Consider the following 26,457-nt stretch of genomic DNA (forward strand, 5'->3'; position numbering starts at 1 on the left):
CAATTTTATGGTCAAATATTACCAAAAATGTTATAAAGGGGTGCATTAGGAAGCTATATGGATTATAATAGACTGGTAATGAAGTATACTAATTGTATACGCAAAAAGCTTTAATTGTTTGAACTTGTTTTTGGGTTAAGAAAGCATATAGAGAATATTTGTGGTAGTTTTCTTAAATTTTTTTTTTTGTTTAAAATGCCCATGAAATAAAACTTATTATTTTTGTTTAAAATGCCGATATAGTATCAGATTGCAATAACTATAAAGAAATAGCTGAGGACTTTATGCAATATAACATTTCTTTTGACATATGCGCAATTGTAATATTTGTATTTGTTCTTGTGTTGTTCCTCGCAAGAAAGAATTATGCCACCAGTTCCAATGCAGCTTACCTCATCCTGCTGGTGGATTCTCTTGTTGCGGCTGTTTCTGATGCGATTACCGGCTATACAATCCCTAATGCGGACAAGGTTCCTGTTTTCTTTAACTATTTTATCAATTCTGTGTTCTTCCTATCTATGAATACCGTACTGTTCTGGTATTGCTATTATCTTCTGAGGATTATATACAAGACCAGACCATTTACACTGCTCAACAAGATATTCCTTATTGTGTGCGGTATGGTAGATGTTCTCCTTATATTATCCAATCCTTGGACCAAAGCTATATTTTATTTTGACGGATATGAATATTGTTCGGGAGATTTTAAGATCGTCTTGTACGCTGTATCTTTATTTATGCTCCTAAACTGCGTCTTTGAGACCATCAGGAACAGAGATTCTCTCAAATTCGGACAGATAATGGGAATGGTGTCTGTTACTGTAGGCAATTTATTTTCCGTTATATTCCAGATGTTCTATCCCAATCAGCTTATAACTTCTTTTACTGTATCCATGGCTCTTCTTGTAATATACATGTCAATTCAGGATGTTGACAATTATGTCGATCCCCTCACAAGAGCCTTTAATCAACAGGCATTTGAGGATACTTTGAGCGGATTTGTTAAGACTAGGAACCCTTTTACCATAGTTACGGTCAAGCTGCAGGATTTTAGGAAAGTCAATGAGACGGCAGGCATCGTAGCAGGTAACAGGATCCTTGAGATGATAGCTTCAAGGCTTAGGAATATTGTTGGCAAAGAGAACCTGTTCTATAATTCAGGAACCCGCTTCACAGTACTTATCCATGATAAGGGAATGGATGAGAATTCTATCATATCCCAGATCAAGTTCGACTTAAGAAGAGAGTTTCAGGTTGGCGATATAGAGATAAGGCTCCGCCCTCAGCTTATTGTTGTCAGATACCCTGACCATGGCAAGACTTCATTCGAACTTGAGGATGCCATCACATATTGTATGAGGCAGCTGGAGAAGTCCAATACCCAGGAAGTTATCTATGCCGATTCTCTTATTCTCAAGCAGGTCAAAAGAAATGCGGACATGGACCGCATCATGCGCGAAGCTATGCATAACTATGGCTTTAAGGTTTTCTACCAGCCTATAAGAGATGCAGTAACAGGAGAGTATCACTCTTGCGAAGCGCTGCTGCGCTTGTATGATGAAGACTACGGATTTATAAGCCCCGAAGAGTTCATCCCAAGGGCTGAGAAGAGCGGACTTATAATAGAAATAGGCGAGTATGTCTTTGAAGAAGTCTGTAAGACTATAAGGAGTCGCAAGTTCGAAGAGCTTGGAATAGATTATGTCGAGATCAATCTGTCTGCTGTTCAGTGTATCCAAAGAGATCTTAGGGACAAACTACAGGTTATCATGAAAAGATATCATGTAAAGCCGGAAATGATCAATCTTGAGATAACAGAAACAGCTGCAGTCTCATCAAGCGAACAACTCCTTGATTTTATGAATGTCATGCTTCATGGCGGTATCAGGTTCTCGCTTGACGACTATGGATCTGGTCTTGCCAATATGAATTATCTTCTTATGTATCCTTTTAATATAGTCAAGCTTGATAAGATGCTCATCTGGAAGGCATTCAGTCAGGAGAGAGCGCTTGTGGCACTCAAGTACACTATCGAGATGCTCAAAGAGCTAAATTATGAGATAATCGCAGAAGGCGTAGAAACCAAGGAACAGGCTGACGGTCTTGCAGCAATGGGATGTGACAAGTTCCAGGGATTTTTGTATTCAAAGCCTATTGAGAAAGATGAGTTTGTGGATTTTATCAGGAAGAACAAAGCAGAGTCTTATGGAGACCATAACAATGAAGCTGCACAATGATCTATGAGAGTCTGGTCAGAAATCTATATAAAAAGAATTGGCTAATAAGTACGATTGTGCCGCAACTATGCTATAATTAAGGAGATTGCAGATCCTTGGATGAGGGGGATCTTGTTTTAGGAATCTGCACTTTAAGATTTTTCTTAGAGGGGACTATTTTTTTCAGGAGGAGACAAAATGTCAGTTAATGACGAGTACATTGAATTTACAATTCCCAAACAAAAAACAATCGCGCTTATCGCGCATGATAAAAAGAAAAAGGAGCTTGTAGAGTGGTGCGAACACAATAAGTTCAGACTTGAGAAGCACTTTTTGTGCGGAACAGGCACATCAGCAAGACTTGTTGCAGAAAATACAGGACTTCCTGTCAGAGCTTACAATTCCGGACCTCTTGGCGGTGACCAGCAGGTTGGAGCCAAGGTTGTAGAAGGTAAGATCGACATGATCATCTTCTTCTCAGATCCGCTTGAAGCTCAGCCGCATGATCCCGATGTCAAGGCACTTCTTCGTATAGCTCAGGTATACGACATCCCGATTGCCAACAACAGATCAACAGCAGATTTTATGATCACAAGCAGATTCATGGAAGATGAGTATGTTCACAGGGTTCTCAATTTTGACAGAAATGTTGAGAAGAGAGTCAAAGAGGGGCATCTGGTATAAGGTTGCATCAGGAATTTATGGTGAAGAATCATAATCTGATCAAAATAGAAGATTGTCATATAAAGGAGGTTCTAAGTTTAATATGATCAATATCAAAAATGTTACAGATGATATACTTTGGATTGGCGGAAGCGACAGACGCCTTGCTTTATTTGAAAATCTTTTTCCGCTTCCTGATGGTGTGTCCTATAACAGCTACGTTGTTAAGGATGACAAGACCATAATCTTTGATACAGCTGATGTGACTATAGCCGATCAGTATGTTGAGAATCTTCAGGCAGCTCTTGCAGGCGCAAAACCCGACTACCTTGTGATCCTTCATATGGAACCGGATCACTGCTCGCAGATATCAAGAGTGGTATCACTGTATCCTGATATCCAGCTGGTAGGCGGCGTTCAGACTTTCAAGTTCCTGCATCAGTTCTTCCCGGAACTTGATGATGTCAAGAAAGTTACTGTTAAGGAAGGTGATACTTTAGATACAGGAAGTCACAGCTTTAGCTTTGTAGCAGCGCCTATGGTTCACTGGCCGGAAGTTCTTCTTGCATTTGATACTAAGACAGGAACACTTTTTAGTGCGGACGCTTTTGGAACCTTTGGAAGCGTTGATTCAGGAATCTTTGCAGATGAATATGACTTTGAGAAGGATTTCCTTGATGATGCAAGGCGCTATTATGCCAATATTGTAGGCAAGTATGGAGCTCAGGTTCAGGCTGTACTTAAAAAGGCTCAGGGTCTTTCTATAGAACGTATATGTCCTTTACATGGTCCTATATGGAGAAAAGACCTTGGATGGTTCATAGACAAATATGACAAGTGGAGCCAGTGCATACCGGAGACAGAAGATATACTTATAGTATATGGCTCTATGTATGGCCATACAGCAAGCGCTGCTGAAACTCTTGCAGGACTTGTTCATGAGGTAAGCGGCAAGAAGGTCAGAGTCTTCGATGTTAGTAAGACTGACAAGTCGTTCCTTGTAGGCGAAGCATGGCGCTGCGGCAAGATAGTCCTTATGGCTCCGACATATAATGGCGGATTGTACCTTCCTATGGAGAGCTTCATAGAAGATCTTGTGGCACTTGGCCTTAAGAACAGGAAGTTCGCTCTTGGACAGAACGGAACCTGGGCACCTGTTGCTGCCAAGCATATGTCTGATAAGCTTGCGCTGTTAAAAGATTGTACGATCCTTGAGGATGTACTTACTATAACATCGGCGCTTCATGAATGCGATCTTGATACTGTTAAGAACTTTGCCAAGGCTATTGCGGATATGGCCTAATTATTTTTAATTAGTAGATAGGTAAGAGGAATTGCATAATAGTGATTCCTCTTATTTTTTATGATGAAAAATTATAAAATTGAAATTTGTTTGAACATGCGGTAAAGTATTATTGGTTAAGTAACCTTGGCGTTCACATAGGTCTTATATGGGAATAAAATCCGGTATGCGGGCATCTTCCTAAGGCGAGTATTTTAGCCTTAATAGAACTTGCTGGTATATCTTTTGACCTGTGATCAGTTAAGGAATAAATCTCACACAAAAGGGAGGAGAGATTCATGCTTGAAAAAATATTCAAGCTCAAAGAGCATGGGACAACTGTCAAAACAGAGATACTGGCAGGTCTCACAACATTTCTTGCTATGGCCTATATTCTGGCTGTAAATCCATCCATTCTTGGAACTGTAATGGATCCAAACGGTGTATTTATCGCAACAGCGATTGCATCAGCGCTTGCAACTTTTTTTATGGCGTTCATCGCTAACTATCCTATAGCACTTTCTGCAGGCCTTGGACTTAATGCATATTTTGCATATACAGTATGCCTTGGCGAACTTGCAGACATGGGAGAAAATGCGTTTACAGTTTGTCTTACAGCAGTACTTGTAGAGGGCCTTGTATTCATCGCATTGTCTGCATTTAAGTTCCGTGAGCAGATCATAAACGGTATACCTCAGAACCTTAAAAATGGTATATCTGCAGGTATCGGTCTTTTTGTAGCATTTATCGGTCTTCAGGGCGCAGGTATCGTTATCAACAGCGATGCTACTCTTGTAGATCTTGGTGACTTCTCTACACCTCAGGTTGTATTGTCACTTGTAGGCTTTATAATCATCGTGGTTCTTACAAGCCTTAACATCCCAGGATCAGTACTTATCGGAATCATCGTCACATGGATCCTTGGAATGTGTGCACAGACTACAGGCTGGTATGTTGTTGATGAGAACAATCTGAGCCTTTTCCCGAATTTTTCAAATGGTCTTGTTAACTTCTCGGGACTTGCTAATACTGCCTTTAAGTTTAACTTCCCTTGGGTAGCTTCTCACATGGTTCAGTTTATAGCTATTACTTTCAGCTTCCTGTTCGTAGATCTCTTCGATACAGTTGGAACAGTAGTAGGTGTAGCTGATAAGGCAGGACTTCTTGACAAGGATGGCAAGCTTCCAAGAGTTGGTAAGGTATTCATGTCAGATGCTCTTGGCACCACAATTGGTGCATGCCTTGGTACATCTACAGTTACAAGTTTCGTAGAGTCAAGTGCCGGCGTAGCAGCAGGTGGTCGTACAGGTCTTACAGCACTTACAACAGGTGTTATGTTCCTGGTTGCTATGTTCTTATCACCGGTATTTCTTGCAATTCCTTCATTTGCAACAGCTCCGGCTCTTGTATATGTTGGAATGCTCATGGTAACTTCTATCAAGAAGATTGAATTCGACGGAGATATCGCTGACAGCGCAGGCGCATACATGGCACTTCTTATCATGCCTCTTACATATTCTATCGCTAACGGTATCATGTTCGGTATCCTTACATGGGTTATCGTAAAGGTATTTGAGAAAAAAGCTAAAGACATATCACCTATCATGTGGATCATCTTTGCATTGTTCCTTCTTAGGATCGTAACACTTGTAACTAACTTCAGATAATAATGTAACCAGTCAGGAAGCGCAGTGATATGCTGCGCTTCCTGTTTTTTATAATTAGGAATTTTGGGGTTAGTAAGGTGTTACTGCTTAAAACTTATCTGGAGATAAAAGATCGTTATATTACACTTGGTAAGTTTTTAGAAGGGGTTAAAAGGGCCAAGAAGTGTGAAAATCCGCTTGCATCTTGAACGATTCAATGCTAGAATTAAATACGTTGCAGATGTAGTTCATCGGTAGAATATCAGCTTCCCAAGCTGAGGAGGCGGGTTCGATTCCCGTCATCTGCTTATTTAGGGCCGTGGTTAGATAAGCGGAAAGATATCAAAAGAAACATTACCTATTGTATAAAAAAGCTCCCATCCGGTAGAACAATTTAAAGCTTGCCTACAGGATGAGAGCTTATTTTTGTAATTGGGTTATGCTACATCAGAAGTGCAGTGAGGGCACTTGGTAGCATCCTTGTTAATCTCTGATTTGCAGTAAGGGCAGATTTTTACAGGCTTTGGAGCTTCTTCCTTCTTCTTGCCAATCTTGTCATGAAGCTTGTTCATGCTGCGAACAAGGAGGAAGATAACGATAGCCATCAGCAGGAAGTTGATAACAACAGTGATGAATGTACCGTAGTTAAGAGTAGCGCCGCCGGCTTCCTTGGCTGCTTCTAGAGTAGCATAATCATTGCCATCAAGTGATATGAAGTAGTTATTGAAGTCAATTCCGCCTGTGATAGCACTTATAACCGGCATGATGATGTCATTTACAAGTGAATTGATAATGCTCTGGAATGCGCCACCGATGATAACACCGACTGCAAGGTCCATAACATTACCACGCATTATGAATTCCTGAAACTCCGCAACAACCCCTTTTTTCTTTTCTTCTGCCATAGTAGCCTCCTTTGTAGATGTGTGAAAAAGTATATTGAATATAAGATTTTGTTTTAATAAGCATTGATTATTTATGCATATCAGTGCTTATTAGTACATTAATAATTTTACAAAAAGTATACCACATATCTAACCTAATGTCGCAAGCTTCATCAATTTGGGTTTGAAAATGAAACACTATCATGCCTATAATTCAAGATAATCTTTTTGTGCCTTGACTTCATCAGGTACTTCAAATCCGCCTTTTTCTATCTTGGTAAAAACATTTTCAAGAGTGTGCATTGCAGTTGCGTTCTTGGTATCGAAGGTTTTGACAAGGTCCCCGTACTGCGGGCTTGAAGTCATTTTTTCTCTTAATTCCTTGGAGAAAGGGCAATAGGCAAAAAGTATCTGTCTTGCAATTTTGTTAAGTCTAAGAGAACCTGTTCTTTCGAATTTCATATAAGTTATATAATCGGACATGAAAACCTGATTATAGTGATTCGAATATTTCTTGAGCTGTTCGTATAGTTTCTCTTTTTGATCTTCTGTAAGCATGCGGTTCTTCTTGTAGAACTGGAGATAGTCACAGTACTCAGAGGTGAGTGACGGATCGGTTACATCATTCCAGTGTATGCCTTGTATGGTCTTGCACATCTCCCATCTGTAATCGGCAAAACCTTGAAGGAGAGTGTCACTAAGCTCTGAAGAATGGAAGATTGAGATGCAGTATCTGGCCGGTGTATCTCTTTTTCTGCCTTCGATTTCCTGCCATAGGGAGATCCTGGATCCGCAGTTTGGCAAAAGAATGAAATAGGGCATTACCTCTTTTGCATAAGTGAAAGTATTTAGGCCAATCGAGGGATTAGAATACATTACATTTCGGTAGAAGATGGTATAGTCATCGGATTTGAGCGCATCGACCTGACTTTGCAAAAGGTCGCTTCTAAGGAAGGCATCCGGAAGAGGCTTGGTAATGTTGGCTTCATCAAATACCGGAACGAAGGCAGAGGCTCTTCCAAATGTAACACGGTTACTAAGCATGAAAAGGTTACCAATCTCGAAGTCAAGCTTAGCATCTGCATCTTCTAAAAGTTCATTCATTTTTTCTTCAGTGATATTACCTTGAGACTTCTGCTCATTAAGGTAACCCTGATAGTCAAGATTGAATTCATTCCTTGATGGAACGACCTGGCCTTCGTATATCATCTCCAGCCATTCTGGCATGGTGAAGATATGTCCGCCGGGATCAGGACTATATGATTTCATGATGCGATATAAGGTGGCTGTCTGCTCGGCTGATACCAGATCTTCGTGACAATAACCGAACATCAGGAACATATGCACAACATCAGGAACCAGCGATTCAGACAGGCTTGCAAGAAATACAGCTTTATAAACCTTGTAGAAATGAGTTGCAACATCCCTTCGAACTTTCCTGTATTCATCTGAGAAGGCATCTGTTACAGTAGATGAAGCGTAGGCGCGTACAGAGTCTGCAAATGCTTCTCCAATCTCCGGATCTACATTTCCAAAGGCAAGGAGAGTATTAAGAACATCTTTAAATTCAGGAACTGTATCAGGACTTTCTTCACCGCCGTTCATGATCTGGTCAGCTTTGGACTTGATAGTTGAAAAGGCAGAACGGAATGCAGCAGTTTCTTTTAGAAGAGTCTTGGAATATCTGAGTATTTCAAAAGAATATTGGCACAGTGAATTAAGGTACTGTACGCAGGTCAGTATCATAGCTACGTCTATATCTATATTTATAGTATAGAAAGCTTTGCGAAGAGCAGCGTCGTTATCAAGGATGGCATTAACATAGGATATCCGCCAGTTAGGCGCAAGCTTTATATCAGGAAGCGGCGACTGATTCAGAACTTCCGGATACGCTTTTAACTGGGTGCCTGTTATGGTGCAAAGAGAAGGATACTGCTCATAGTCAGCCATTAGATCTTTGTATAGGGCAGACGCTTCTTCTAACTGTTTATGGCAGGCATCAAGAGCTATCTGATAAGATCTGTATACGTTGGACACAAGTATTGGTGCGATCTTGGGATTAGCTTTGATCACGCTTATAAGATCTTCTATACGGGTGAAAGGATATGAAGCGATGGTGGCATCAGTCTGCGCCTGATAAGTAAACATATAATTATCGCCCGGAGTCTCCGGAAGACCGCAGATAGTACCCCCTTTAAGGACTATACTTATTCCATCATTGAATACATTGATCTCACCTTTAGATATAATATCTATAGTCTGGACGGGAGAACCTTGCGCGTGTAGAGTCTGACCCTTTTTGAGCTCGATTATCTGCATACTGGACCTCGTATTAGAATATAATCACTTATGATATATATTTCTTATCATTGCGGTAGCCTATACAAGCATAGCACGTAAAAACGTGTACAAATTAGTGATGTAATAATTATACCATAGATGCACCGGCATGATATACTGATTATGGTCGCTCCTTGAGCGATGTTGAAATAAATACAAAGACTTCCTGCTTTGGTGGCGGGGGATAATCGGAGGCTCTGGTAAGGAAGGCAGAATATAAATTATTTACACGCTTTTAATTGTTTTATAAAAATTCATGAGCGTGATAGATGGAGTTTTTTATTCTGCCCGGGGTCCACATGCCCCCGCGCAGCGAGTTTGGACCCCAGAATAAAAAGCTTCAGATATCATGCCATGAATTTATAAAACAGTTAATGCGTGGAAATAATTTATATTCTGCCTTCCTTGCCAGAGCCTCCGATTATCCCCCGCCACCAAAGCAGGAAGTCTATAAATGATGGGATGCAAGTTTATGAAGACTTCAGGTTCTTTTTGTGTTAGGAGGATATTTAAGGATTCGATACTTAGTATTGTGGCACTACTTCTTATGAATTTGGTGCTCCAGTTCATAGTATATCCTTTTTGGAATAAAATATATGGCAATGATATATACGGAAGTATTGTATATGTTATGTCTTTTGTTAACATATTTGGAGTTGCTGTAGGATCTGCTGTCAATTATGCAAGGATGGCAGAATCTGCTGACAGAGATACTAAGGGAAGTGATTATCTTACCATAGTCTTCATCTTAGGAATTGCAGGCTCTATCGCGACTTTTGGCGCTGCCTTTTTGGGCAAAGCAGGTATGGACCTTGTTACATCACTTCTTGCTGGAACGCTTTGTTTTCTGACTGTTCTTAGATTCTATAGTGATGTTGAGTATAGATTATATCTTAATTATAAGGGATATTTTCTATATTATGCGCTTGTAAGTATAGGATATCTTCTGGGCCTTATGGTCATGAGGGTGACTGGGATATGGCCTCTTGCCCTTATACCCGGCGAGATCTTAGGTCTATTGTATGTGAAGATAAAGGGAAGTGTCCTTTCAGATAAGCTTTTTGATAAGAGTATATACTATAAAGAGAATCTTCATACGATGCTGATGCTGATAATAACTAATCTTATCAGTAATATTATCTTCAACGGCGATAGACTCCTTCTTATGAACCTTGTAAGCGCCGGAGCAGTGACTACATATTATATTGCGTCGCTTGTAGGTAAGACCATGACGCTTATTACTACGCCTCTTAACAGCGTCATAATAGGTTATCTTGCAAGATACAAGGGACAGTTTTCTAAAATGCATGTCAGGCTGCTATTTATTATGACTATGGGCATTATAATATTGTTCTCGCTTTTAAGTGTCCCCGGATCCTATATAGTAGTATATCTATTGTATACAAAAGAGCTGGAGGCAGTCAGCAGGTACTTTCTGATAGCAGGAGCAGCGCAGGTCATATATTTTGTTTCTAATGTAGTCACGACAGTACTATTAAGACTTGCCAAGGCTGATTATCAGCTTATTATCAATATAGCTTACGGCATCGTATTTTTGGCATTATGCATACCGACAGCCTGGATATACGGGATTACCGGCTTTTGCATAGCTATACTGATCGTAAATATATACAGATACGTTTTTGCAATAGGTCTATGCTATAAAAGCTGCCATGACAATATTGTGAAGGAAAAAAGATAAGTTTGAAAGTGTTCTTGTTTTGAACCCGGATTGGTGACGCGAGCAAGCAGGTATTGCCAGTTTGCTCGCGATATGAGGTTGAGAAATTCAGTAATGGAAAATAGTTTAAAATATATAGAAAAAATCCATGAATCTAATAAAGCTATGCTTGATGAAGTGAACAGGATCTGCAAGGCTCATGATATCAAATATTATCTCCACGGAGGGACACTTCTTGGCGCAGCAAGGCATCAGGACTTTATCCCCTGGGACGATGACATAGATATCATCATGCCACGTTCTGAGTATGAGAAGCTCAAAGCTGTTTTTGACAAAGAGGCGGATAAAAGATTTAAGTTTATCGCTGATGACGGCTATGATCAGTTTTTTGATTTTATCAGTAAGATAGCAGATACATCCGTAACCTATGAACATACATCTTATGGTGATGAAGATTTCTATGAGGGGAGATTCTCTCATCCAACGCTTGATTTCTTCGTGCTTGATGAAGCGGGCAAGGGGCATAAGTGGCAGCTTATAAGGCTCAAACTCTTGTATGCTCTTGCAATGGGACATAGGAAGCATATCAATTATGACAAGTTTAAAGGCCCTATGAAGGTAGTAGCATATATCTTGTCTGGGATTGGTAAGTGCATACCTTATAAGAAGATAGCAGGGCATTACCATAAGATTGCTATGGAAGCAGATAAAAGGCGTACAGGCAACGCAAGATCTTATAAAAAGAAATACGGTAACCAAGTATCTGCGAGTACCTGGTCAGACGATTCTTTTTATTTTATATCTAACGAGCAGCCTCATCCGCATTACTGGGGACTTCTTTTTCCAAAGAAATGGTTTGAAGAAGATTTTACGCTTACTATAAGGAAAGAGCAGTATCCTGCAAGTAAATATTATGATGAATGGCTGACTATGGTATATGGCAACTGGCGAAGCCTTCCGCCAAAGGATCAGCAAAAGCCTCAGCATGTGGTGAGAATCTCACAGGGCTGAGTAAAAATAAATTGCTTGAAATTTATAATATATGAGTTATTATGTAATCTGGTGTATATTTATGCTGGATTTATGCTAAGATATACATGCTTTAACTTGGGATAGACGCAGAGTTTTCTCTATCTGTCTGTGCAGGCGGCATTTGGGTTATGCAGCTGTTTTGAGAAGACTTCGTTTTTAATATTTGTATAGCCGGAGGAGTAGAATTGGCCAAGGAACTTATAAGACTTGAACATATATCTAAATCATATGATGGAAATATGATTCTGGATGATCTTAATCTCAGTATTCATGAGAATTCATTTGTTACTATATTGGGACCTTCAGGATGTGGTAAGACTACAACACTGCGTATTATAGGCGGTTTTGAAAGTCCTGATCAGGGCCGCGTTATTTTTGACGGTCAGGATATAACTAATATTGCACCTAATAAAAGACAGCTCAACACTGTCTTTCAGAAGTATGCCCTTTTTACACATATGGACATCGCCCAGAACATTGCCTTTGGTCTTAAGATTAAGAATAAGACGGATGCTTATATCAAGGATAAGATCAAGTATGCTCTTAAACTTGTAAATCTTGAGGGCTATGAGCATCGTATGCCGGAATCACTTTCCGGTGGTCAGCAGCAGAGGATCGCTATAGCAAGAGCTATTGTTAATGAGCCTAAGGTGCTTCTTCTTGATGAGCCTTTGGGCGCTCTTGATTTAAAACTCAGACAGGACATGCAATACGAGCTTATAAGACTTAAAAATGAGCTCGGGATCACTTTCATATATGTAACTCATGATCAGGAAGAGGCTCTTACCATGTCTGATCATATCGTAGTTATGAATCAGGGATATATCCAGCAGGAAGGCTCTCCTGAGAAGATCTACAACGAGCCGGAGAATGCCTTTGTTGCTGACTTTATAGGTGATAGTAACATCATCCATGCAACCATGGTTCAGGACAAGCTTGTAAGGATCCTTGGGGCCAACTTCCCTTGCGTTGATACAGGATTTGGTACTAACGCTCCTGTAGATGTAGTTATAAGACCTGAAGACGTAGAGCTTGTAAAAAGAGGTAGCGGTATCCTTCCGGGAGTAGTAACACATGTCATATTCAAGGGTGTTCACTATGAGATGGAAGTAGAAGCAGGCGGATTTGAATGGCTTGTTCACTCTACACGTATGGCTCAGATTGGTGATGAAGTAGATATAACAGTAGATCCTTTTAACATACAGGTTATGAATGTTCCTGCTTCAGAGGATGAGGAGGCTATTGAAATAGATGTTTAATAACAAACAGACATCTCGTCTTCTTTCTTCTCCATACATTGCATGGGCAGTGATCTTCATTGTGGTCCCTCTTGCAATGATATTCTTTTATGGTCTGACAGACGAGTCGGGTGCATTTACATTTGCTAATGTCGCAGCAATAGGAAGGGCAGAGAATCTTAAATCTCTGGGTCTTGCTCTTGTCCTTGCGTTTATAAGTACGATCATATGTTTCCTTCTGGCATATCCTCTTGCCATGATACTTGCAAGGAACAAGATAAGTTCACAGGGAATCATAACGACTCTGTTCATCCTTCCTATGTGGATGAACTTCCTGCTTAGGACTATGGCATGGATGACCCTTCTTGAGAATAAGGGCGTTATCAACGGCCTTTTGAGCCTTGTTGGACTTCCGAATATCAATATCATAAACACATCATCAGCTATCGTTATCGGTATGGTATATAACTTCCTTCCCTTTATGATATTGCCTTTGTACAATTCACTTGCAAGGATAGATGATAGTGTTATCAATGCAGCAAGAGATCTTGGAGCCAATGCTGTTCAGACTTTCTTCAAGATAACTTTGCCACTTACAATTCCGGGTATCCTGTCCGGAATCACGATGGTATTCATACCGGCCCTTACAACTTTTGCCATAAGTACTATGCTCGGCGGATCCAAGATCCTCCTTATAGGCAATGTAATAGAGCAGGAGTTCACACTAAGCTATGACTGGAACATGGGCGCGGGTCTTTCACTTGTACTTATGCTGTTCATCATAGTTAACATGGTGATAACAATGATGACTGACAAGTCATCCTATAACTAAGAAGATTCCTTAGTGCCATTATATTGAAGGTGCCGGGCTGCCCGGCATGAAGGATAAGTTTGAAGATGAAAAAAACTATAGAAAAAATATACATGGGCATCATCCTTGTTTTTATGTACCTGCCCATTGTTACAATGATAATCCTTTCATTTAATTCAAGTAAATCCAGGGCGAAATGGGGCGGATTTACCTTTGACTGGTATATTAATCTTGCTTCTGATTCAGCTATCATCAATGCTTTTGCCAATACGCTTATAATAGCCCTTATATCAACTCTTGTAGCTACTGTTATCGGTACGGCTACCTGTGTTGCAATGATGGGACTTCACAAAAAGTCCAGGTCAGTTATCATGGGTATTACTAATATCCCTATGATCAATGCGGATATCGTTACAGGTATCTCACTGATGCTCCTTTTTAGATTTCTTCATTTTAATGCAGGATTTATCACAGTTCTTATCGCTCATATTACTTTTAATATTCCATACGTAATGTTGAGCGTTATGCCTAGAATGAAGACTATCAATCCAAGTGTCTATGAAGCGGCGCTTGATCTTGGAGCACAGCCGTTTTTTGCTTTTAGAAAAACTGTTCTTCCAGACCTGATGCCTGCAGTGATAGCCGGTGCTATGATGGCTTTCACTATGTCTTTGGATGACTTTATCATTACATATTTTACTAAGGGTTCGGGTTTTGATACTCTTTCAACCAAGATATACAGTGAAGTAAAAAGGGGTATCCAGCCTGAGATATATGCGCTGTCCGCGATCATATTCATAATCGTTATCGTTCTTATGGTCAGCTCCAGACAGATAAAAGCAAGGAACCTGGCTACTACTAAGAAAGAAGTATCATATGCAAGCAGGAAGAAGCTTGATAAGAAGACTATCCTGATCCTTGCGGGTGCCTGCGCTGTGATAGCAGTAGTAGGTATAACATTTGGCGGAGTATTCAAGACAGAAGATAATCAGGTCTATGTTTATAACTGGGGAGAATATATCGACCCTGAAGTTATCACTATGTTCGAAGAAGAGACTGGTATCAAGGTTATATATGATGAGTTTGAATCCAATGAGATCATGTATGCCAAGATAGCATCTGATAATTCGGCATATGATGTTATATGTCCGTCAGATTATATGATATCTCGTATGATCCAGGAAGGAATGCTTAAAGAGCTTGACTGGGAAGAACTTCCCTATGCCTCAGCCAATATAGATCCTAACTATCTTGAATCTGCAGCATCTTTTGATGAAGGCAACAGATACGCAGTTCCTAACTTCTGCGGAACTGTTGGTATTCTCTATAATAAGACTCTTGTAGATGAGCCTGTTACAAGCTGGGATATCCTGTGGGATGAGAAGTACGCAGGTCAGATTCTTATGCAGGATTCTGTAAGAGATGCTTTCATGGTAGCGCTTGCAAGGGACGGATATTCTATCAACTCTACTGATAAGGCAGAACTTGAGCAGGCAGCAGATGATCTTGTAGCGCAGAAACCTTTGGTTCAGGCTTATGTCATCGATCAGGTAAGAGATAAGATGATAGGCGGCGAAGCTGCTCTTGGTGTTATCTATTCCGGTGAAGCTCTGTATACACAGCGTGAGAATACAGATCTTGAGTATGTGGTTCCGGAAGAAGGGTCTAATGTATGGCTTGATGGCTGGTGCATCACAAGAGATGCCAAGCATACTGAGAATGCGCTTAAGTGGATTGATTTCATGTGCAGAGAAGATATCGCTCTTATGAATTTTGAGTACGTAACATATACAACTCCTAATCTTAAGGCGCAGGAACTGATAGAAGATGAGACTATCAGGAATTCTACAGTGGCTTTCCCTGATGAAGATACACTTTCAAGATGCGAAGTGTACACATATCTGGGGCAGGACGCTGATGCGCTATACAACGAACTTTGGAAGAAGATCAAGGCTGCGGATTAAGGCGGGGTATTTAGGCTTCGCCTTCATGAGCTTTGACAAATTAAATACCCAGGCTTCTTGCTTGGACGATGCAGTATCACCAAAGGTTTTGCTGTGTCAGGCAGTATATAGATCATTGCCATGCTGTTAATCGTTTTATAATTCATGGCATGATATCTGTAGCTTTTTATTCTGGGGTCCGAAACTCGCTGACGCTCAAACATGCGGACCCCGGGCAGAATAAAAAACTACATCTATCACGCTCATGAATTTTATAAAACGATTAAAAAGCATGACAATGATCCATATACTGCCCTGCCCCAGCAAAGCCTTTGGTGATACTGCATCGTCCAAGTGGGAAGCTTGGGTATTTAATTTGTCAAAGCCATGAATTATAAGTTGTCGTGGTGTGGATTTAATAAAGCAAGAGAAAATTCGCGATTTGCGTCTTTCTCTTGCTTTATTTGACGCAAATTTGTTACAAGATTGGGCTATAGGATTGTGACGGGCTTTTGGTATTCATTTTTTGAGTCGGGGATTATCAGGTGGTAGATGTCGGAAGCCAGGACATCTTGGTCCAATAATTCCTTTTGTTTTTTGTCTTCAATTTTGAATGTGTCTGACATCCTGCTGATAACGGTGGTGTTCGCACTTTCTCTTATAACGGCAAGGAGATGGGAGGACTCTTTTCTAAAGCCTAGGAGCCTTAAGTATACGGGATAATTATCCTGTTTCAGGCTGTCCAAGGTTTCTTGCTTTATTCCAAGTAATATGTGAAGCAGGCTTCTTTGTATTCTTGTGTAGGTCAGGTCTTTGGACTTTAGAAGGTCTGTAAATTCGGATATGGTGGTATATTTTGGCAGGAACTTTATGATCTTATCTGACAGGTCTCTATGTATGTCTGCATAAGAGGTAAAGCCTTCGCCGCGCTCGCTGAGGAGCTTGTAATGAAGGTAGTCCGAGTAGTTGTCAAGGCGGTTGTAGGCTTTTTGACTTAAGAGAAGAGTCAGTACATCTTCCGGGATATAATCTTTAAGAATTGATCTATAGGTATCGTCCGGATAAGTAGTTTCAAGGAGCTTTCGTATTGCGCTTGCGCTTGCATAGGCGCCGGTGAGGTCGTCGCTGTTATAATCTGCACCTTCTCTTTGGATAGTGAGAGGGGTGATACTGCTCTTGGATTCCATAAGGGCGCGGCAATATTCGATTCCGAGTATGTTATTGGAACCTATAAGTGTGGTGCTGTTACCTATTGTGATGAGCTTTTTTAGGGCAGCGTCTCTGGCACTTGCGAAGTTGAGGCCTCTTTTTAGCCCTTTTTGAAGCTCTTTTTTATATTCATCAGGTTCATCATTCAGTATGGAAGCAATCTTTTGGATTTCTTCTATATCTCCGTTTTCTGTTCCAAAGAGGATATGATCCACGCATCCAAGTGAATTAAGAAGTGAAATAGCTCCTGATGCGAAATATTCGGCACTTGCAGTAGCATACTGGACTGGGAGTTCGAATACAGCATCTGCTCCTGCCATAAGCGCCATCCTGGTCCTTATTTCTTTGGATACGATAGAAGGGACGCCGCGCTGGGTGTAGTCGCCGCTCATGACTAGTATGATGTAGTCTGCGTTAAAGCGCTTTCTTGCCATATCTAGCAGATATTTGTGCCCGCTGTGGAGCGGATTAAGTTCACATACGATTCCGATTGTCTTCAAAGTATCTCCTGTGTTCAAATGATTTGTATTTTTTACGTCTTTTGTTTTAGAAAAGGAGCTTTAGTGATAGTAAATGTCTTTATAAATAGCTTTATAATTCTGTTTGGGAAATAGTACTAAAAATCTTGTAAAATCTTTGTTAAAAAATTATCTTTCATGTTAAAAAAATATCTTTTCTTGAACTAAAATTAATCTCTGTTATTATTGTATTGGTAGCTTTTGTGTAACTGCTTACATTGTTATGGATTCACGCAAAACGGGAAATCGTTTTCACCGGTTTGAAAATAATGATTTCCTATTAAGATTTTTTTATTATTCCCGATAGTAAATATATGTGGCGTGATCTATGAAAATTGAGGCAGAGATACAAGAACTCTACAACCAATAATTGTATATTAATATACCACAAAGGAGAGTGACATGTCTTATATCGACAAAATCAAGGCTAAAGCAAAAGCCAACAAAAAAACTATTATTCTTCCCGAGACAGAGGATACAAGAACACTTCTTGCTGCGGAAGATATTCTCTTACATGGATATGCAGATATAATCCTTCTTGGCAATAAAGATACTGTATTAGAACTTGCTAAGTCTGTACGTGCAGATGTTACAGATGCAATTTTCGTAGATCCCGACACAGATGACAGAACAGAAGAGCTTGTTAATATGTTCTATGAACTTCGTAAGAACAAGGGTATGACACCTGAGAAGGCTAGAGAGACACTTCTTTCAAGCAGAACATATTATGGTGTTATGATGGTTAAGGCCGGATACGCTGATGGCCTTGTATCAGGTGCCTGCCATTCAACTGCTGATACACTTCGTCCTGCACTTCAGATCCTGAAGACAGCTCCCGGAGTTAAGATGGTATCAGGCTTCTTCATCGTTGATGTTCCTCATTGCGAGTATGGTGAGAACGGAACATTCCTTTTCGCAGATTCAGGTCTTAATCAGGATCCTACATCAGAAGAGCTTGCAGTTATCGCTGATTCTTCTGCTAAGTCATTCAGACAGCTTGTTGAGGCTGAGCCTAAGGTTGCATTCCTTTCACACTCAACAAAGGGTTCTGCTAAGCACGAACTCGTAGACAAGGTTGTTAATGCTGTTGAGATCGCTCACAGAGATTATCCTGATCTTGTATGTGATGGTGAACTTCAGCTTGATGCTGCTATTGTTCCTGAAGTTGCAGCTTCCAAGGCTCCGGGATCACCTGTTGCAGGTCATGCCAATGTACTTATTTTCCCTAACCTTGATGGTGGTAACATTGGTTACAAGCTCGTTCAGAGACTTGCTAAGGCTGATGCTTACGGCCCTATGCTTCAGGGTATCGCTCGCCCCGTTAACGATCTTTCACGTGGATGCAGCTGGGAAGATATCGTAGGCGTTGTTGCTCTTACAGCAGTACAGGCACAGGATGCAGAATAAGGAGGCTATGTTAGAATGAAAGTTCTTGTTATAAATTGCGGTAGTTCATCACTTAAATTTCAGCTTATTGACGCAGAGACAGAACAGCTTCTTTTTAAAGGCCTTTGCGAAAGAATCGGAATAGAGGGAAGTCAGATCTCTTATACAGCTACAGGTAAGGACAAGGTTACTAAGGTAACTCCTATGCCTGAGCACAAGACAGCTGTAAGCCTCGTGCTTGAAGCTCTTACAGAAAGCGGTGTAGTTAAGTCTCTTGATGAGATCGATGCTGTAGGACACAGAATCGTACATGGCGGTGAGAAGTTCACTAAGTCAGTTGTGATTAGCGAAGATGTTGTTAAGGCTATTGAAGAAGTATCTGATCTTGCACCTCTTCACAATCCTGCCAACGTTATCGGTATCAGAGCTTGTCAGGATCTTATGCCTGGAACTCCTATGGTTGCAGTATTTGATACAGCTTTCCATCAGACAATGCCTGAGGAAGCATACCTTTACGGTCTTCCATATGACATCTACAAGAATCATAAGATCCGTCGTTATGGCTTCCACGGCACATCTCACTCTTTTGTAAGCAAAAAAGTAGCTGAGATCGAGGGAAAGCCTTATGAAGATCTTAAGACAATCGTATGCCACCTTGGTAACGGAGCATCAGTATCAGCTGTTAAGAACGGCAAGTGCGTAGATACTTCAATGGGACTTACTCCTCTTGAAGGACTTATCATGGGTACAAGATGCGGTTCTATCGATCCTTCTGTTATAGAGACTCTTGAGAAAAAGATGAATCTTGATACAGCAGGTGTTATGAAGATTCTTAACAAAGAATCAGGTGTATACGGACTCTCCGAAGGCATAAGCTCAGATTTCCGTGATCTTGAGGATGCTTATATCAAGGGTGACAAGAACGCTATCAGAGCAGTAGATTGCTTCTGCTATCAGGTTCTTAAATATATCGGAGCTTACACAGCAGCTATGAACGGTGTAGACTGCATCGCATTCACAGCAGGTGTAGGTGAGAATTCAGGCTTTGTAAGAAAGCTTATAATTGATCGTCTTGGATTCCTTGGAGTTAAGTGTAACGACGAAGCTAACAAGGTAAGAGGCGAAGAGAAGCTTGTATCTACAGAAGATAGCAAGGTTAGAGTATATGTAGTTCCTACAAATGAGGAGCTTGCTATTGCAAGAGATACTTACGAACTTCTTAAATAAAGATTTGTGGTATACCCAAGGAATACGTATATAATAGCTTGAAAGCCTTAAATATAACTGTTTTTATTTGGGTATTGACAAATGGGTACCATATAGGTATAATCATTAAGCGTGTGACAAAGTTACACACAATAAATGAGTAATATTATTACCGGCTCAGCTTGGCTTACGGCTGGTAATCGAATACGACCAGCGTAAGGAGGTGTTACGAATGTCTATCTGCCCTAAGAATAAGTCTTCTAAAGGTCATCGTGATCAGAGAAGAGCAAATTGGAAGATGAGCGCACCGACTCTTGTAAAGTGCAGCCACTGCGGAGCTCTTATGCAGCCTCACCAGGTTTGCAAGGCTTGCGGTTACTATGAGAACAAGAGCGTTGTAGCTGTTAACGACTAATTAAAAACGGTTGTTCATTAAGGCTTTCCGATTTATCGGGAAGCCTTGATTTTTGCCCATTTGTCGGGTAAACTTGTAATAGTGCTTTTATGAAAAGAATGCGATCTCTGTAATAGGATATCGCAGTTTTCTTTATTTAAGAAAGATATGGACTGATGGATGCAGGAAGGCATCTATGCAGTTTATATGCATGTACTAATCATTATGATATATGGAGGAGCTAAATGGCTGATCTTATTAAAGTTGCCGTTGATGCTATGGGAGGAGACAACGCGCCTGCAGAGATAGTAAAGGGTGTAGTTGAAGCTATTAATGAAGATAGTAATGTTAAGGTCTTTCTTGTAGGACAGGAAGACAAGATTAAGGCTGAACTTTCCAAATACAACGGATATGACACAGAAAGACTTGAAATAGTTAATGCCACTCAGATTATCGAGATGGCAGAAGCGCCTGTAATGGCCATCAGACAGAAGCCTGATTCTTCTATTGTGAAGGCTATGCAGATGGTCAAGCACGGTGAGGCTGATGCATATGTAAGTGCGGGCAGTACAGGTGCCAATCTTGTTGGCGGACAGACAATCGTAGGCCGTATCAAAGGCGTTAAGAGAGCACCTCTTGCTCCCTTGATCCCGACAGAAAAGGGTGTATCCCTTCTTATCGACTGTGGTGCCAATGTGGACGCAAGACCTGATCAGCTCCTGCAGTTTGCAATTATGGGATCCATATACGCTGAGAACATCCTTGGCAAGAGGAATCCTACAGTTGCGCTTCTGTCTATAGGAGCAGAAGAGGACAAAGGTAATGCTCTTGTTAAAGAGACATTCCCGCTTCTTAAGAACTGTCCCGATATCAACTTCATAGGCAACATCGAAGCCAGAGATATCCCTGCCGGTCCTGCTGACGTCATCGTAACAGAGGCTTTTGCAGGTAATATTGCTCTTAAGATGTATGAAGGCGTTGCCAAGACCATGGGAAGAGTTATCAAGAACACATTCCTTACTAATTTAAGGACTAAGATAGCATATCTTCTCCTCAAGAAGGAATTTACTGTTAATCTCAAAGCATTTGATGCCAAACAGTACGGGGGTGCACCTATGCTGGGACTTAACGGACTTGTAGTCAAGACCCATGGAAGTGCCAAGGCTGTAGAAGTCAAGAATTCAATTCTTCAGTGTGTAACCTTTAAAACACACAACGTTGATGATAAGATAAAAGAGACATTGAATAACAAGGACTGATGAGGCTTTTTGGATAATATTGATCATATTAAAAAGACTTGAGTTTGTCCAAATTATTTGAAATAAACTATTATACAAGGAGTATAGAGATATGGAACTTGAGAAATTAAAAGCACTTATAGTAGATGTTCTTAACGTAGACGCAGATGAGATCACAGAGGATACAACATTCATCGATGATCTTGGAGCTGACTCACTTGACGTATTCCAGATCATCATGGGAATCGAGGAAGAGTTCAAGATTCAGATCCCGCAGGAGAAGGTTGAGAAGATCTCTACTGTAGGTGAGGCTGTTGAACTTATTAAAGAAGCCAAAAACAATTAAGGGTTAAAACTGTCATACTGACAGTTTTGACTCTCGGCCCGGATGGGTCTGGAGGAAAATATGTATAGCGAAAATGATATTACCGAACTGGAAGACCGGATCGGGTATCATTTCAAGGACAGAGCACTGATTCGTATGGCGCTTACACATTCATCTTATGCCAATGAGCAGAAGATCAATAAGCAGCCTGATTACGAAAGACTGGAATTTTTGGGCGATTCTGTTCTTGAAATGGTATCCAGTACTTATCTGTACAACAATTACCCGGACAAAAAAGAAGGACAGATGACCAAAATGCGTGCTTCTATGGTATGTGAGCAGGCACTGGCTTTCTGCGCCCGTGATTTTGAACTTGAGAAGTATATTCTCCTTGGCAAGGGTGAAGAATCAACAGGTGGAAGGCATAGAGATTCAATAATCTCTGATGTTATGGAAGCTGTTATCGGAGCTATCTATATTGATGGCGGTATTGATTATGCCAAGAAACATATAGACAAGTTTATCCTCAATGACCTTGAGAATAAACAGATATTTGTTGATGCTAAGTCTGTACTTCAGGAACTTGTTCAGAAAGACTCTACCAAGACTTTGTCTTATGAGATCTGCGGGGAGAGTGGTCCGGAACATGATAAAATATTTAAGTCGCGCGTTCTTATAAACGGCGAAATTCTGGGAGAGGGTGAGGGACATACCAAGAAAGCTGCAGAGCAGCAGGCTGCTTATCAGGCAGTACTTAAGATTAAGGATAAAGCCTGATGCGTAAGTCTTAACTGCAAAGCAGGTTCATTAAGCAATGAGTCCTGCTTTATGCTTTGTATTGTCTCTTAAAAGAGGATATGTATCTTAAGAGTATTGAGATTCATGGATTTAAATCTTTTGCCAATCGTATAAAACTTGATTTTCATAACGGAATAACAGGAATAGTAGGACCTAACGGATCCGGTAAGAGCAATGTAGCCGATGCTGTCCGTTGGGTTCTTGGTGAACAGCGTGCCAGGCAGCTTCGAGGCGGTTCCATGCAGGATGTTATTTTCTCAGGAACAGAGCTTCGTAAGCCACTTGGCTTTGCTTATGTTTCTATCACGCTTGATAATTCAGATCATGCACTTTCCATTGATTTTGAAGAAGTAACTGTTTCACGTCGCCTCTACAGGAGCGGTGAATCAGAATATATGATCAATAACAGCCCATGTCGTCTTAAAGACATCAATGAGCTTTTTTATGATACAGGTATTGGTAAAGAGGGATATTCCATCATCGGACAGGGCCAGATCGATCAGATTTTGTCTTCTAAGCCGGAAGACAGACGTAATCTTTTCGATGAAGCTGCCGGAATCGTAAAATTCAAACTTCGTAAGGAAACAGCTATCAAGAAGCTTGAAGATGAGAAACTGAACCTGACCCGTATCACAGACATCCTTACTGAGCTTGAGAAACAGCTTGAACCTTTGGAGAAGCAGTCTGAGGTTGCCAAGATCTATCTTAAGAATAAAGAAAGACTTAAGACTTTGGATGTAAACATCTTCCTTATGGACAATGAAAGGCTAAAAGGTCTCTTGGAAGATGCAAGTGAGAAACTTTCTATTGCTGAGAAGGATCTTGAAGAAGTTGGAACAAGGTATGATCAGGCCAGAATTGATTATGACCAGGCTCAGGCAAGGCTTGATGAGATAGAAAAAGAAATCGAAGAAGCCAGGAATGAGATGACAAGTTCAAGTGTCCTTAAAGAAAAACTTGAAGGACAGCTTGCTCTTTTGAAAGAGCAGATTCGTTCTGTTACAGCGGGTTCAGAGCATTTCAAAGTCAGAAAGAGCGAGATTGAAGCTGAGATTGCCAAAGCCCGTGAGGAAAAAGAAAAAGTTCTTACTACCAAAAATAGTGTAGATGAGGAAGTATCATCTCTTGAAGCTAAGAAGAAGGCTGCTTCGGATAGATATAATGAGATTCAGGATCGTGAACAGCTGCTGACAAGACAGATAGAAGAGAACAATACCAAAATCATTAATACTATAAATGAACGTGCAAATATCAAGTCTCGCCAGAGCTCTCTTTCTACAATGAAAGAACAGATCAGCATTCGTAAGGCAGAACTTACCAGCAGACTTGTACAGGCAAGTTCTGATGAGGACAAGAAGGAAGCAAGGATGAAGGAGCTTCGAGATACGTTCGAAGCTGTTAACGAAGAGATTCGTGTCCTTACTGATGAGCAGAAACAAGGAGAGGATCGTCTTGCCAAGATCAAAGAGATCTTAACAGGAAGCGATGAGAAGATAAGGCAGGCGAGAACTCTTGCTATGCAGCAAAAATCTAAACTTGATGCACTTGCTAATCTTACTGAAAGGTACGAAGGCTATGGCGGCGCTGTAAAACGTGTTATGGAGCAGAAGGATAATACTCCAGGTGTTATAGGTGTTGTTGCAGATATTATCAAAACAGATAAAAAGTATGAAACTGCTATAGAGACAGCACTTGGCGGAAGCATTCAGAACGTTGTAACCAAAGATGAGCCTACTGCTAAGAAGATGATCTCTTATCTTAAGGATACTAAAGGAGGACGTGCAACATTTCTGCCTCTTACAGCCCTTAAGAATCAGCAGGACTTCCGTAATAAAGATGCTCTAAGCGAAAAGGGTGCTATAGGACTTGCAGATGGTCTTGTAAGAATAGATGATGAATACAGGGCTGTAGCCGTGAACCTTCTTGGAAGAGTCCTTGTTGTAGACAATATGGACAATGCTACTACTATAGCCAGAAAATACGGCTATAGTATCAGAATGGTAACTCTTGAAGGTGAACTTCTCATGCCCGGCGGTGCTATATCAGGTGGTGCCTTTAAGAACTCTTCCAATCTTCTTGGTAGAAGACGTGAGATGGAAGATCTTGAAAAAAATGTTAATGCAAAGCTTGAAGAAGCAAGCAAGCTTGAAGAGGAAGTTGCAGCAGTAAGAGAAGAAAGAAATGCTCTTCGAGCAAGCCTTGAAACAACAAGACTTAAACTTCAGAACAAGTTCATCGAGCAGAACACTGCCAGACTCAACGTAGTAAGAGAAGAAGAGAAGCAGAAAGAAGAAGCTACATCTTTTGAATCATTAAAGACAGAGAGTCTTGATATTGAGAATCAGGTGGCTGATATAGAAAGACAGGAATCAGAAACCAGACAAAAGCTTGATGAATCCATTCAGACTGAGAAAGATTGTCAGAAGGCTGTTGAGGATCTTGGAAGAGAGCTGTCGGAGCTTTCTGAAACTGAAGAAGAGGCAGCATCTGAAGTCTCCAGATGGGAGATGGAGATTGCCAAGGTCTCCCAGAGACTTGAATTCCAGCAGGAGAATCTGTCAAGAATAGATGAAGAGATAATTACAAGGCAAAAAGACCTCGATGAAGTTCTTGAACACATCGAATCCTCCGAGTCTGAGCTTGAACATAAGAATGCAGAAATAGTCGAGATAGGCAAGACTATGGAAGCATCAGCAACAAGCAGTAAGGAAAATAAAGAAAAGCTTGAAAAGATCCAGCATACAAGAGAAGAAATATCTTCCAAGCAAAAGAGTTTCTTTGAAGTTCGTGAGAAGCTTGCAGAGTCCAAGTCCTCCCTTGACAGAGAAGTTAACAGACTTACATCACAGAAAGAGAAGCTTGATTCCCAGATAGAAGGTCTTATCAATTATATGTGGGATGAGTATGAGATTACTCTGTCACAGGCTTCTTTGATGAAGGATCCGGAGCTTAACGACGCTACTGCTATGAAGAAAGAGATAGGACAGCTCAAGAATGCAATAAGGGAACTTGGAGATGTCAATGTCAATGCTATCGAGGACTATAAGAATGTATCTGAAAGGTATACATTCCTTAAGACTCAGCATGATGATCTTGTAGTTGCAGAAGAGCAGCTTCGTGTGATCATAGCAGATCTTGATGAGTCTATGAGGAATCAGTTCAGAGAGCAGTTCAAACTTATCAGTGAGCAGTTCGATAAGGTATTTAAGGAGATGTTCGGTGGTGGACACGGAACACTTGAAATCGATGATTCTGTTGATATCCTTGAAGCAGGAATCAAGATCATAGCTCAGCCTCCGGGCAAGAAGCTTGTTAATATGAATATGATGTCCGGTGGAGAGAAGGCTCTTACTGCGATCGCGCTTTTATTTGCAATCCAGAATCTTAAGCCGTCGCCTTTCTGTCTTCTGGATGAGATTGAGGCAGCGCTTGATGAAAATAATGTCGTGCGATTTGCCAAATATCTGCATAAATTAAAAGATACTCAGTTCATTGTAATTACGCATCGTCGTGGTACAATGGAAAGTGCAGACAGACTTTATGGTATAACCATGCAGGAAAAGGGTGTGTCGGCACTTGTAAGTGTTAATCTCATTGATAAGGAGCTAACGAACTAGTGGCAGGATTTTTTTCAAGGCTCAAAGGTG

The 26,457-nt window shown here is 40.7% G+C and carries 19 protein-coding genes and 1 tRNA gene; 17 read left to right on the forward strand and 3 right to left on the reverse strand.

Going from position 1 to position 26,457, the window contains the following annotated elements; translation table 11 throughout:
• Positions 1-284 precede the first annotated feature (284 nt).
• The 5 genes from I7804_RS10255 (at position 285) to I7804_RS10275 (ending at position 6,115) form a co-directional block, all read left to right on the forward strand.
• The gene (locus tag I7804_RS10255) at positions 285-2,237 is read left to right on the forward strand and encodes a GGDEF domain-containing phosphodiesterase (RefSeq protein WP_248403288.1); all 1,953 of its coding nucleotides are present in this window, start codon (positions 285-287) and stop codon (positions 2,235-2,237) included.
• Between the two features lie 177 nt (positions 2,238-2,414).
• Positions 2,415-2,900 carry a methylglyoxal synthase gene (locus I7804_RS10260; RefSeq protein WP_022754654.1) on the forward strand — a complete coding sequence of 162 codons (486 nt, stop codon included), beginning with the start codon at positions 2,415-2,417 and terminating at the stop codon, positions 2,898-2,900.
• 82 nt (positions 2,901-2,982) lie between these two features.
• Positions 2,983-4,182, forward strand: a complete 1,200-nt coding sequence (locus tag I7804_RS10265; RefSeq protein WP_248403289.1) for an FprA family A-type flavoprotein — start codon at positions 2,983-2,985, stop codon at positions 4,180-4,182.
• A gap of 278 nt (positions 4,183-4,460) precedes the next feature.
• Complete coding sequence (locus I7804_RS10270; protein WP_027204043.1) at positions 4,461-5,828, forward strand: NCS2 family permease; 1,368 nt, start codon at positions 4,461-4,463, stop codon at positions 5,826-5,828.
• Positions 5,829-6,044: 216 nt separating this feature from the next.
• Positions 6,045-6,115, forward strand: a tRNA-Gly gene (locus tag I7804_RS10275).
• Positions 6,116-6,244: 129 nt separating this feature from the next.
• Here the strand turns inward: I7804_RS10275 and mscL are convergent.
• Together mscL and I7804_RS10285 are read right to left on the reverse strand one after the other, a co-directional pair.
• Entirely contained in the window at positions 6,245-6,712 is a 468-nt protein-coding gene (gene mscL, locus I7804_RS10280; RefSeq protein WP_022754657.1) for a large conductance mechanosensitive channel protein MscL, read from the reverse strand.
• 186 nt (positions 6,713-6,898) lie between these two features.
• Positions 6,899-9,010, reverse strand: coding sequence for a hypothetical protein (locus I7804_RS10285; protein WP_248403291.1), 2,112 nt, complete (start codon positions 9,008-9,010; stop codon positions 6,899-6,901).
• A gap of 493 nt (positions 9,011-9,503) precedes the next feature.
• On the opposite strand from I7804_RS10285, the gene I7804_RS10290 reads away from it, so the two are divergent.
• The 5 genes from I7804_RS10290 to I7804_RS10310 all read left to right on the forward strand — a co-directional run bounded on the left by I7804_RS10290 (position 9,504) and on the right by I7804_RS10310 (position 15,757).
• On the forward strand, positions 9,504-10,733 hold the full coding sequence (locus tag I7804_RS10290; protein WP_248403293.1) for a lipopolysaccharide biosynthesis protein: 1,230 nt from the start codon (positions 9,504-9,506) through the stop codon (positions 10,731-10,733).
• 93 nt (positions 10,734-10,826) lie between these two features.
• Positions 10,827-11,723, forward strand: coding sequence for a LicD family protein (locus I7804_RS10295; protein WP_248403295.1), 897 nt, complete (start codon positions 10,827-10,829; stop codon positions 11,721-11,723).
• 260 nt (positions 11,724-11,983) lie between these two features.
• On the forward strand, positions 11,984-13,003 hold the full coding sequence (locus tag I7804_RS10300; protein ID WP_420314865.1) for an ABC transporter ATP-binding protein: 1,020 nt from the start codon (positions 11,984-11,986) through the stop codon (positions 13,001-13,003).
• Complete coding sequence (locus I7804_RS10305) at positions 12,996-13,814, forward strand: ABC transporter permease (protein WP_022754662.1); 819 nt, start codon at positions 12,996-12,998, stop codon at positions 13,812-13,814. The genes I7804_RS10300 and I7804_RS10305 overlap by 8 nt, the downstream gene beginning before the upstream one ends.
• A gap of 65 nt (positions 13,815-13,879) precedes the next feature.
• On the forward strand, positions 13,880-15,757 hold the full coding sequence (locus tag I7804_RS10310; protein WP_248405961.1) for an extracellular solute-binding protein: 1,878 nt from the start codon (positions 13,880-13,882) through the stop codon (positions 15,755-15,757).
• A gap of 470 nt (positions 15,758-16,227) precedes the next feature.
• Here the strand turns inward: I7804_RS10310 and I7804_RS10315 are convergent, their stop codons facing one another.
• Positions 16,228-17,463 (reverse strand): nucleotidyltransferase, encoded by a 1,236-nt coding sequence (locus I7804_RS10315; RefSeq protein ID WP_248403299.1) that lies wholly within the window; start codon positions 17,461-17,463, stop codon positions 16,228-16,230.
• A 402-nt stretch (positions 17,464-17,865) separates the two neighbouring features.
• Between I7804_RS10315 and pta the strand changes: the two genes are divergently transcribed.
• From pta to smc, 7 genes are all read left to right on the forward strand, one after another.
• Positions 17,866-18,870: a phosphate acetyltransferase gene (pta, locus tag I7804_RS10320; RefSeq protein ID WP_022754455.1), complete on the forward strand. Its 1,005-nt coding sequence runs from the start codon at positions 17,866-17,868 to the stop codon at positions 18,868-18,870.
• Between the two features lie 15 nt (positions 18,871-18,885).
• Positions 18,886-20,076: an acetate/propionate family kinase gene (locus I7804_RS10325; RefSeq protein WP_027204036.1), complete on the forward strand. Its 1,191-nt coding sequence runs from the start codon at positions 18,886-18,888 to the stop codon at positions 20,074-20,076.
• A gap of 211 nt (positions 20,077-20,287) precedes the next feature.
• Positions 20,288-20,470, forward strand: a complete 183-nt coding sequence (gene rpmF / locus I7804_RS10330) for a 50S ribosomal protein L32 (protein WP_022754453.1) — start codon at positions 20,288-20,290, stop codon at positions 20,468-20,470.
• A 224-nt stretch (positions 20,471-20,694) separates the two neighbouring features.
• Positions 20,695-21,708: a phosphate acyltransferase PlsX gene (gene plsX / locus I7804_RS10335; protein WP_022754452.1), complete on the forward strand. Its 1,014-nt coding sequence runs from the start codon at positions 20,695-20,697 to the stop codon at positions 21,706-21,708.
• A 91-nt stretch (positions 21,709-21,799) separates the two neighbouring features.
• Positions 21,800-22,033, forward strand: coding sequence for an acyl carrier protein (gene acpP, locus I7804_RS10340; RefSeq protein ID WP_027204034.1), 234 nt, complete (start codon positions 21,800-21,802; stop codon positions 22,031-22,033).
• 60 nt (positions 22,034-22,093) lie between these two features.
• Positions 22,094-22,789 carry a ribonuclease III gene (gene rnc / locus I7804_RS10345; protein WP_022754451.1) on the forward strand — a complete coding sequence of 232 codons (696 nt, stop codon included), beginning with the start codon at positions 22,094-22,096 and terminating at the stop codon, positions 22,787-22,789.
• 80 nt (positions 22,790-22,869) lie between these two features.
• Positions 22,870-26,427, forward strand: coding sequence for a chromosome segregation protein SMC (gene smc, locus I7804_RS10350; protein WP_248403300.1), 3,558 nt, complete (start codon positions 22,870-22,872; stop codon positions 26,425-26,427).
• The last annotated feature ends 30 nt before the right edge of the window (positions 26,428-26,457 follow it).

The organism is Butyrivibrio fibrisolvens, from assembly GCF_023206215.1.
GTDB classification, from domain to species: domain Bacteria; phylum Bacillota; class Clostridia; order Lachnospirales; family Lachnospiraceae; genus Butyrivibrio; species Butyrivibrio fibrisolvens_C.

Bases quoted from the DNA above. Each gene is read 5' to 3' on its own strand.
- I7804_RS10255 (WP_248403288.1), top strand. From the start codon at position 285: ATGCAATATAACATTTCTTTTGACATATGCGCAATTGTAATATTTGTA.
- I7804_RS10260 (WP_022754654.1), top strand. From the start codon at position 2,415: ATGTCAGTTAATGACGAGTACATTGAATTTACAATTCCCAAACAAAAA.
- I7804_RS10265 (WP_248403289.1), top strand. From the start codon at position 2,983: ATGATCAATATCAAAAATGTTACAGATGATATACTTTGGATTGGCGGA.
- I7804_RS10270 (WP_027204043.1), top strand. From the start codon at position 4,461: ATGCTTGAAAAAATATTCAAGCTCAAAGAGCATGGGACAACTGTCAAA.
- mscL (WP_022754657.1), bottom strand. From the start codon at position 6,712: ATGGCAGAAGAAAAGAAAAAAGGGGTTGTTGCGGAGTTTCAGGAATTC.
- I7804_RS10285 (WP_248403291.1), bottom strand. From the start codon at position 9,010: ATGCAGATAATCGAGCTCAAAAAGGGTCAGACTCTACACGCGCAAGGT.
- I7804_RS10290 (WP_248403293.1), top strand. From the start codon at position 9,504: ATGAAGACTTCAGGTTCTTTTTGTGTTAGGAGGATATTTAAGGATTCG.
- I7804_RS10295 (WP_248403295.1), top strand. From the start codon at position 10,827: ATGGAAAATAGTTTAAAATATATAGAAAAAATCCATGAATCTAATAAA.
- I7804_RS10300 (WP_420314865.1), top strand. From the start codon at position 11,984: ATGATTCTGGATGATCTTAATCTCAGTATTCATGAGAATTCATTTGTT.
- I7804_RS10305 (WP_022754662.1), top strand. From the start codon at position 12,996: ATGTTTAATAACAAACAGACATCTCGTCTTCTTTCTTCTCCATACATT.
- I7804_RS10310 (WP_248405961.1), top strand. From the start codon at position 13,880: ATGAAAAAAACTATAGAAAAAATATACATGGGCATCATCCTTGTTTTT.
- pta (WP_022754455.1), top strand. From the start codon at position 17,866: ATGTCTTATATCGACAAAATCAAGGCTAAAGCAAAAGCCAACAAAAAA.
- I7804_RS10325 (WP_027204036.1), top strand. From the start codon at position 18,886: ATGAAAGTTCTTGTTATAAATTGCGGTAGTTCATCACTTAAATTTCAG.
- rpmF (WP_022754453.1), top strand. From the start codon at position 20,288: ATGTCTATCTGCCCTAAGAATAAGTCTTCTAAAGGTCATCGTGATCAG.
- plsX (WP_022754452.1), top strand. From the start codon at position 20,695: ATGGCTGATCTTATTAAAGTTGCCGTTGATGCTATGGGAGGAGACAAC.
- acpP (WP_027204034.1), top strand. From the start codon at position 21,800: ATGGAACTTGAGAAATTAAAAGCACTTATAGTAGATGTTCTTAACGTA.
- rnc (WP_022754451.1), top strand. From the start codon at position 22,094: ATGTATAGCGAAAATGATATTACCGAACTGGAAGACCGGATCGGGTAT.
- smc (WP_248403300.1), top strand. From the start codon at position 22,870: ATGTATCTTAAGAGTATTGAGATTCATGGATTTAAATCTTTTGCCAAT.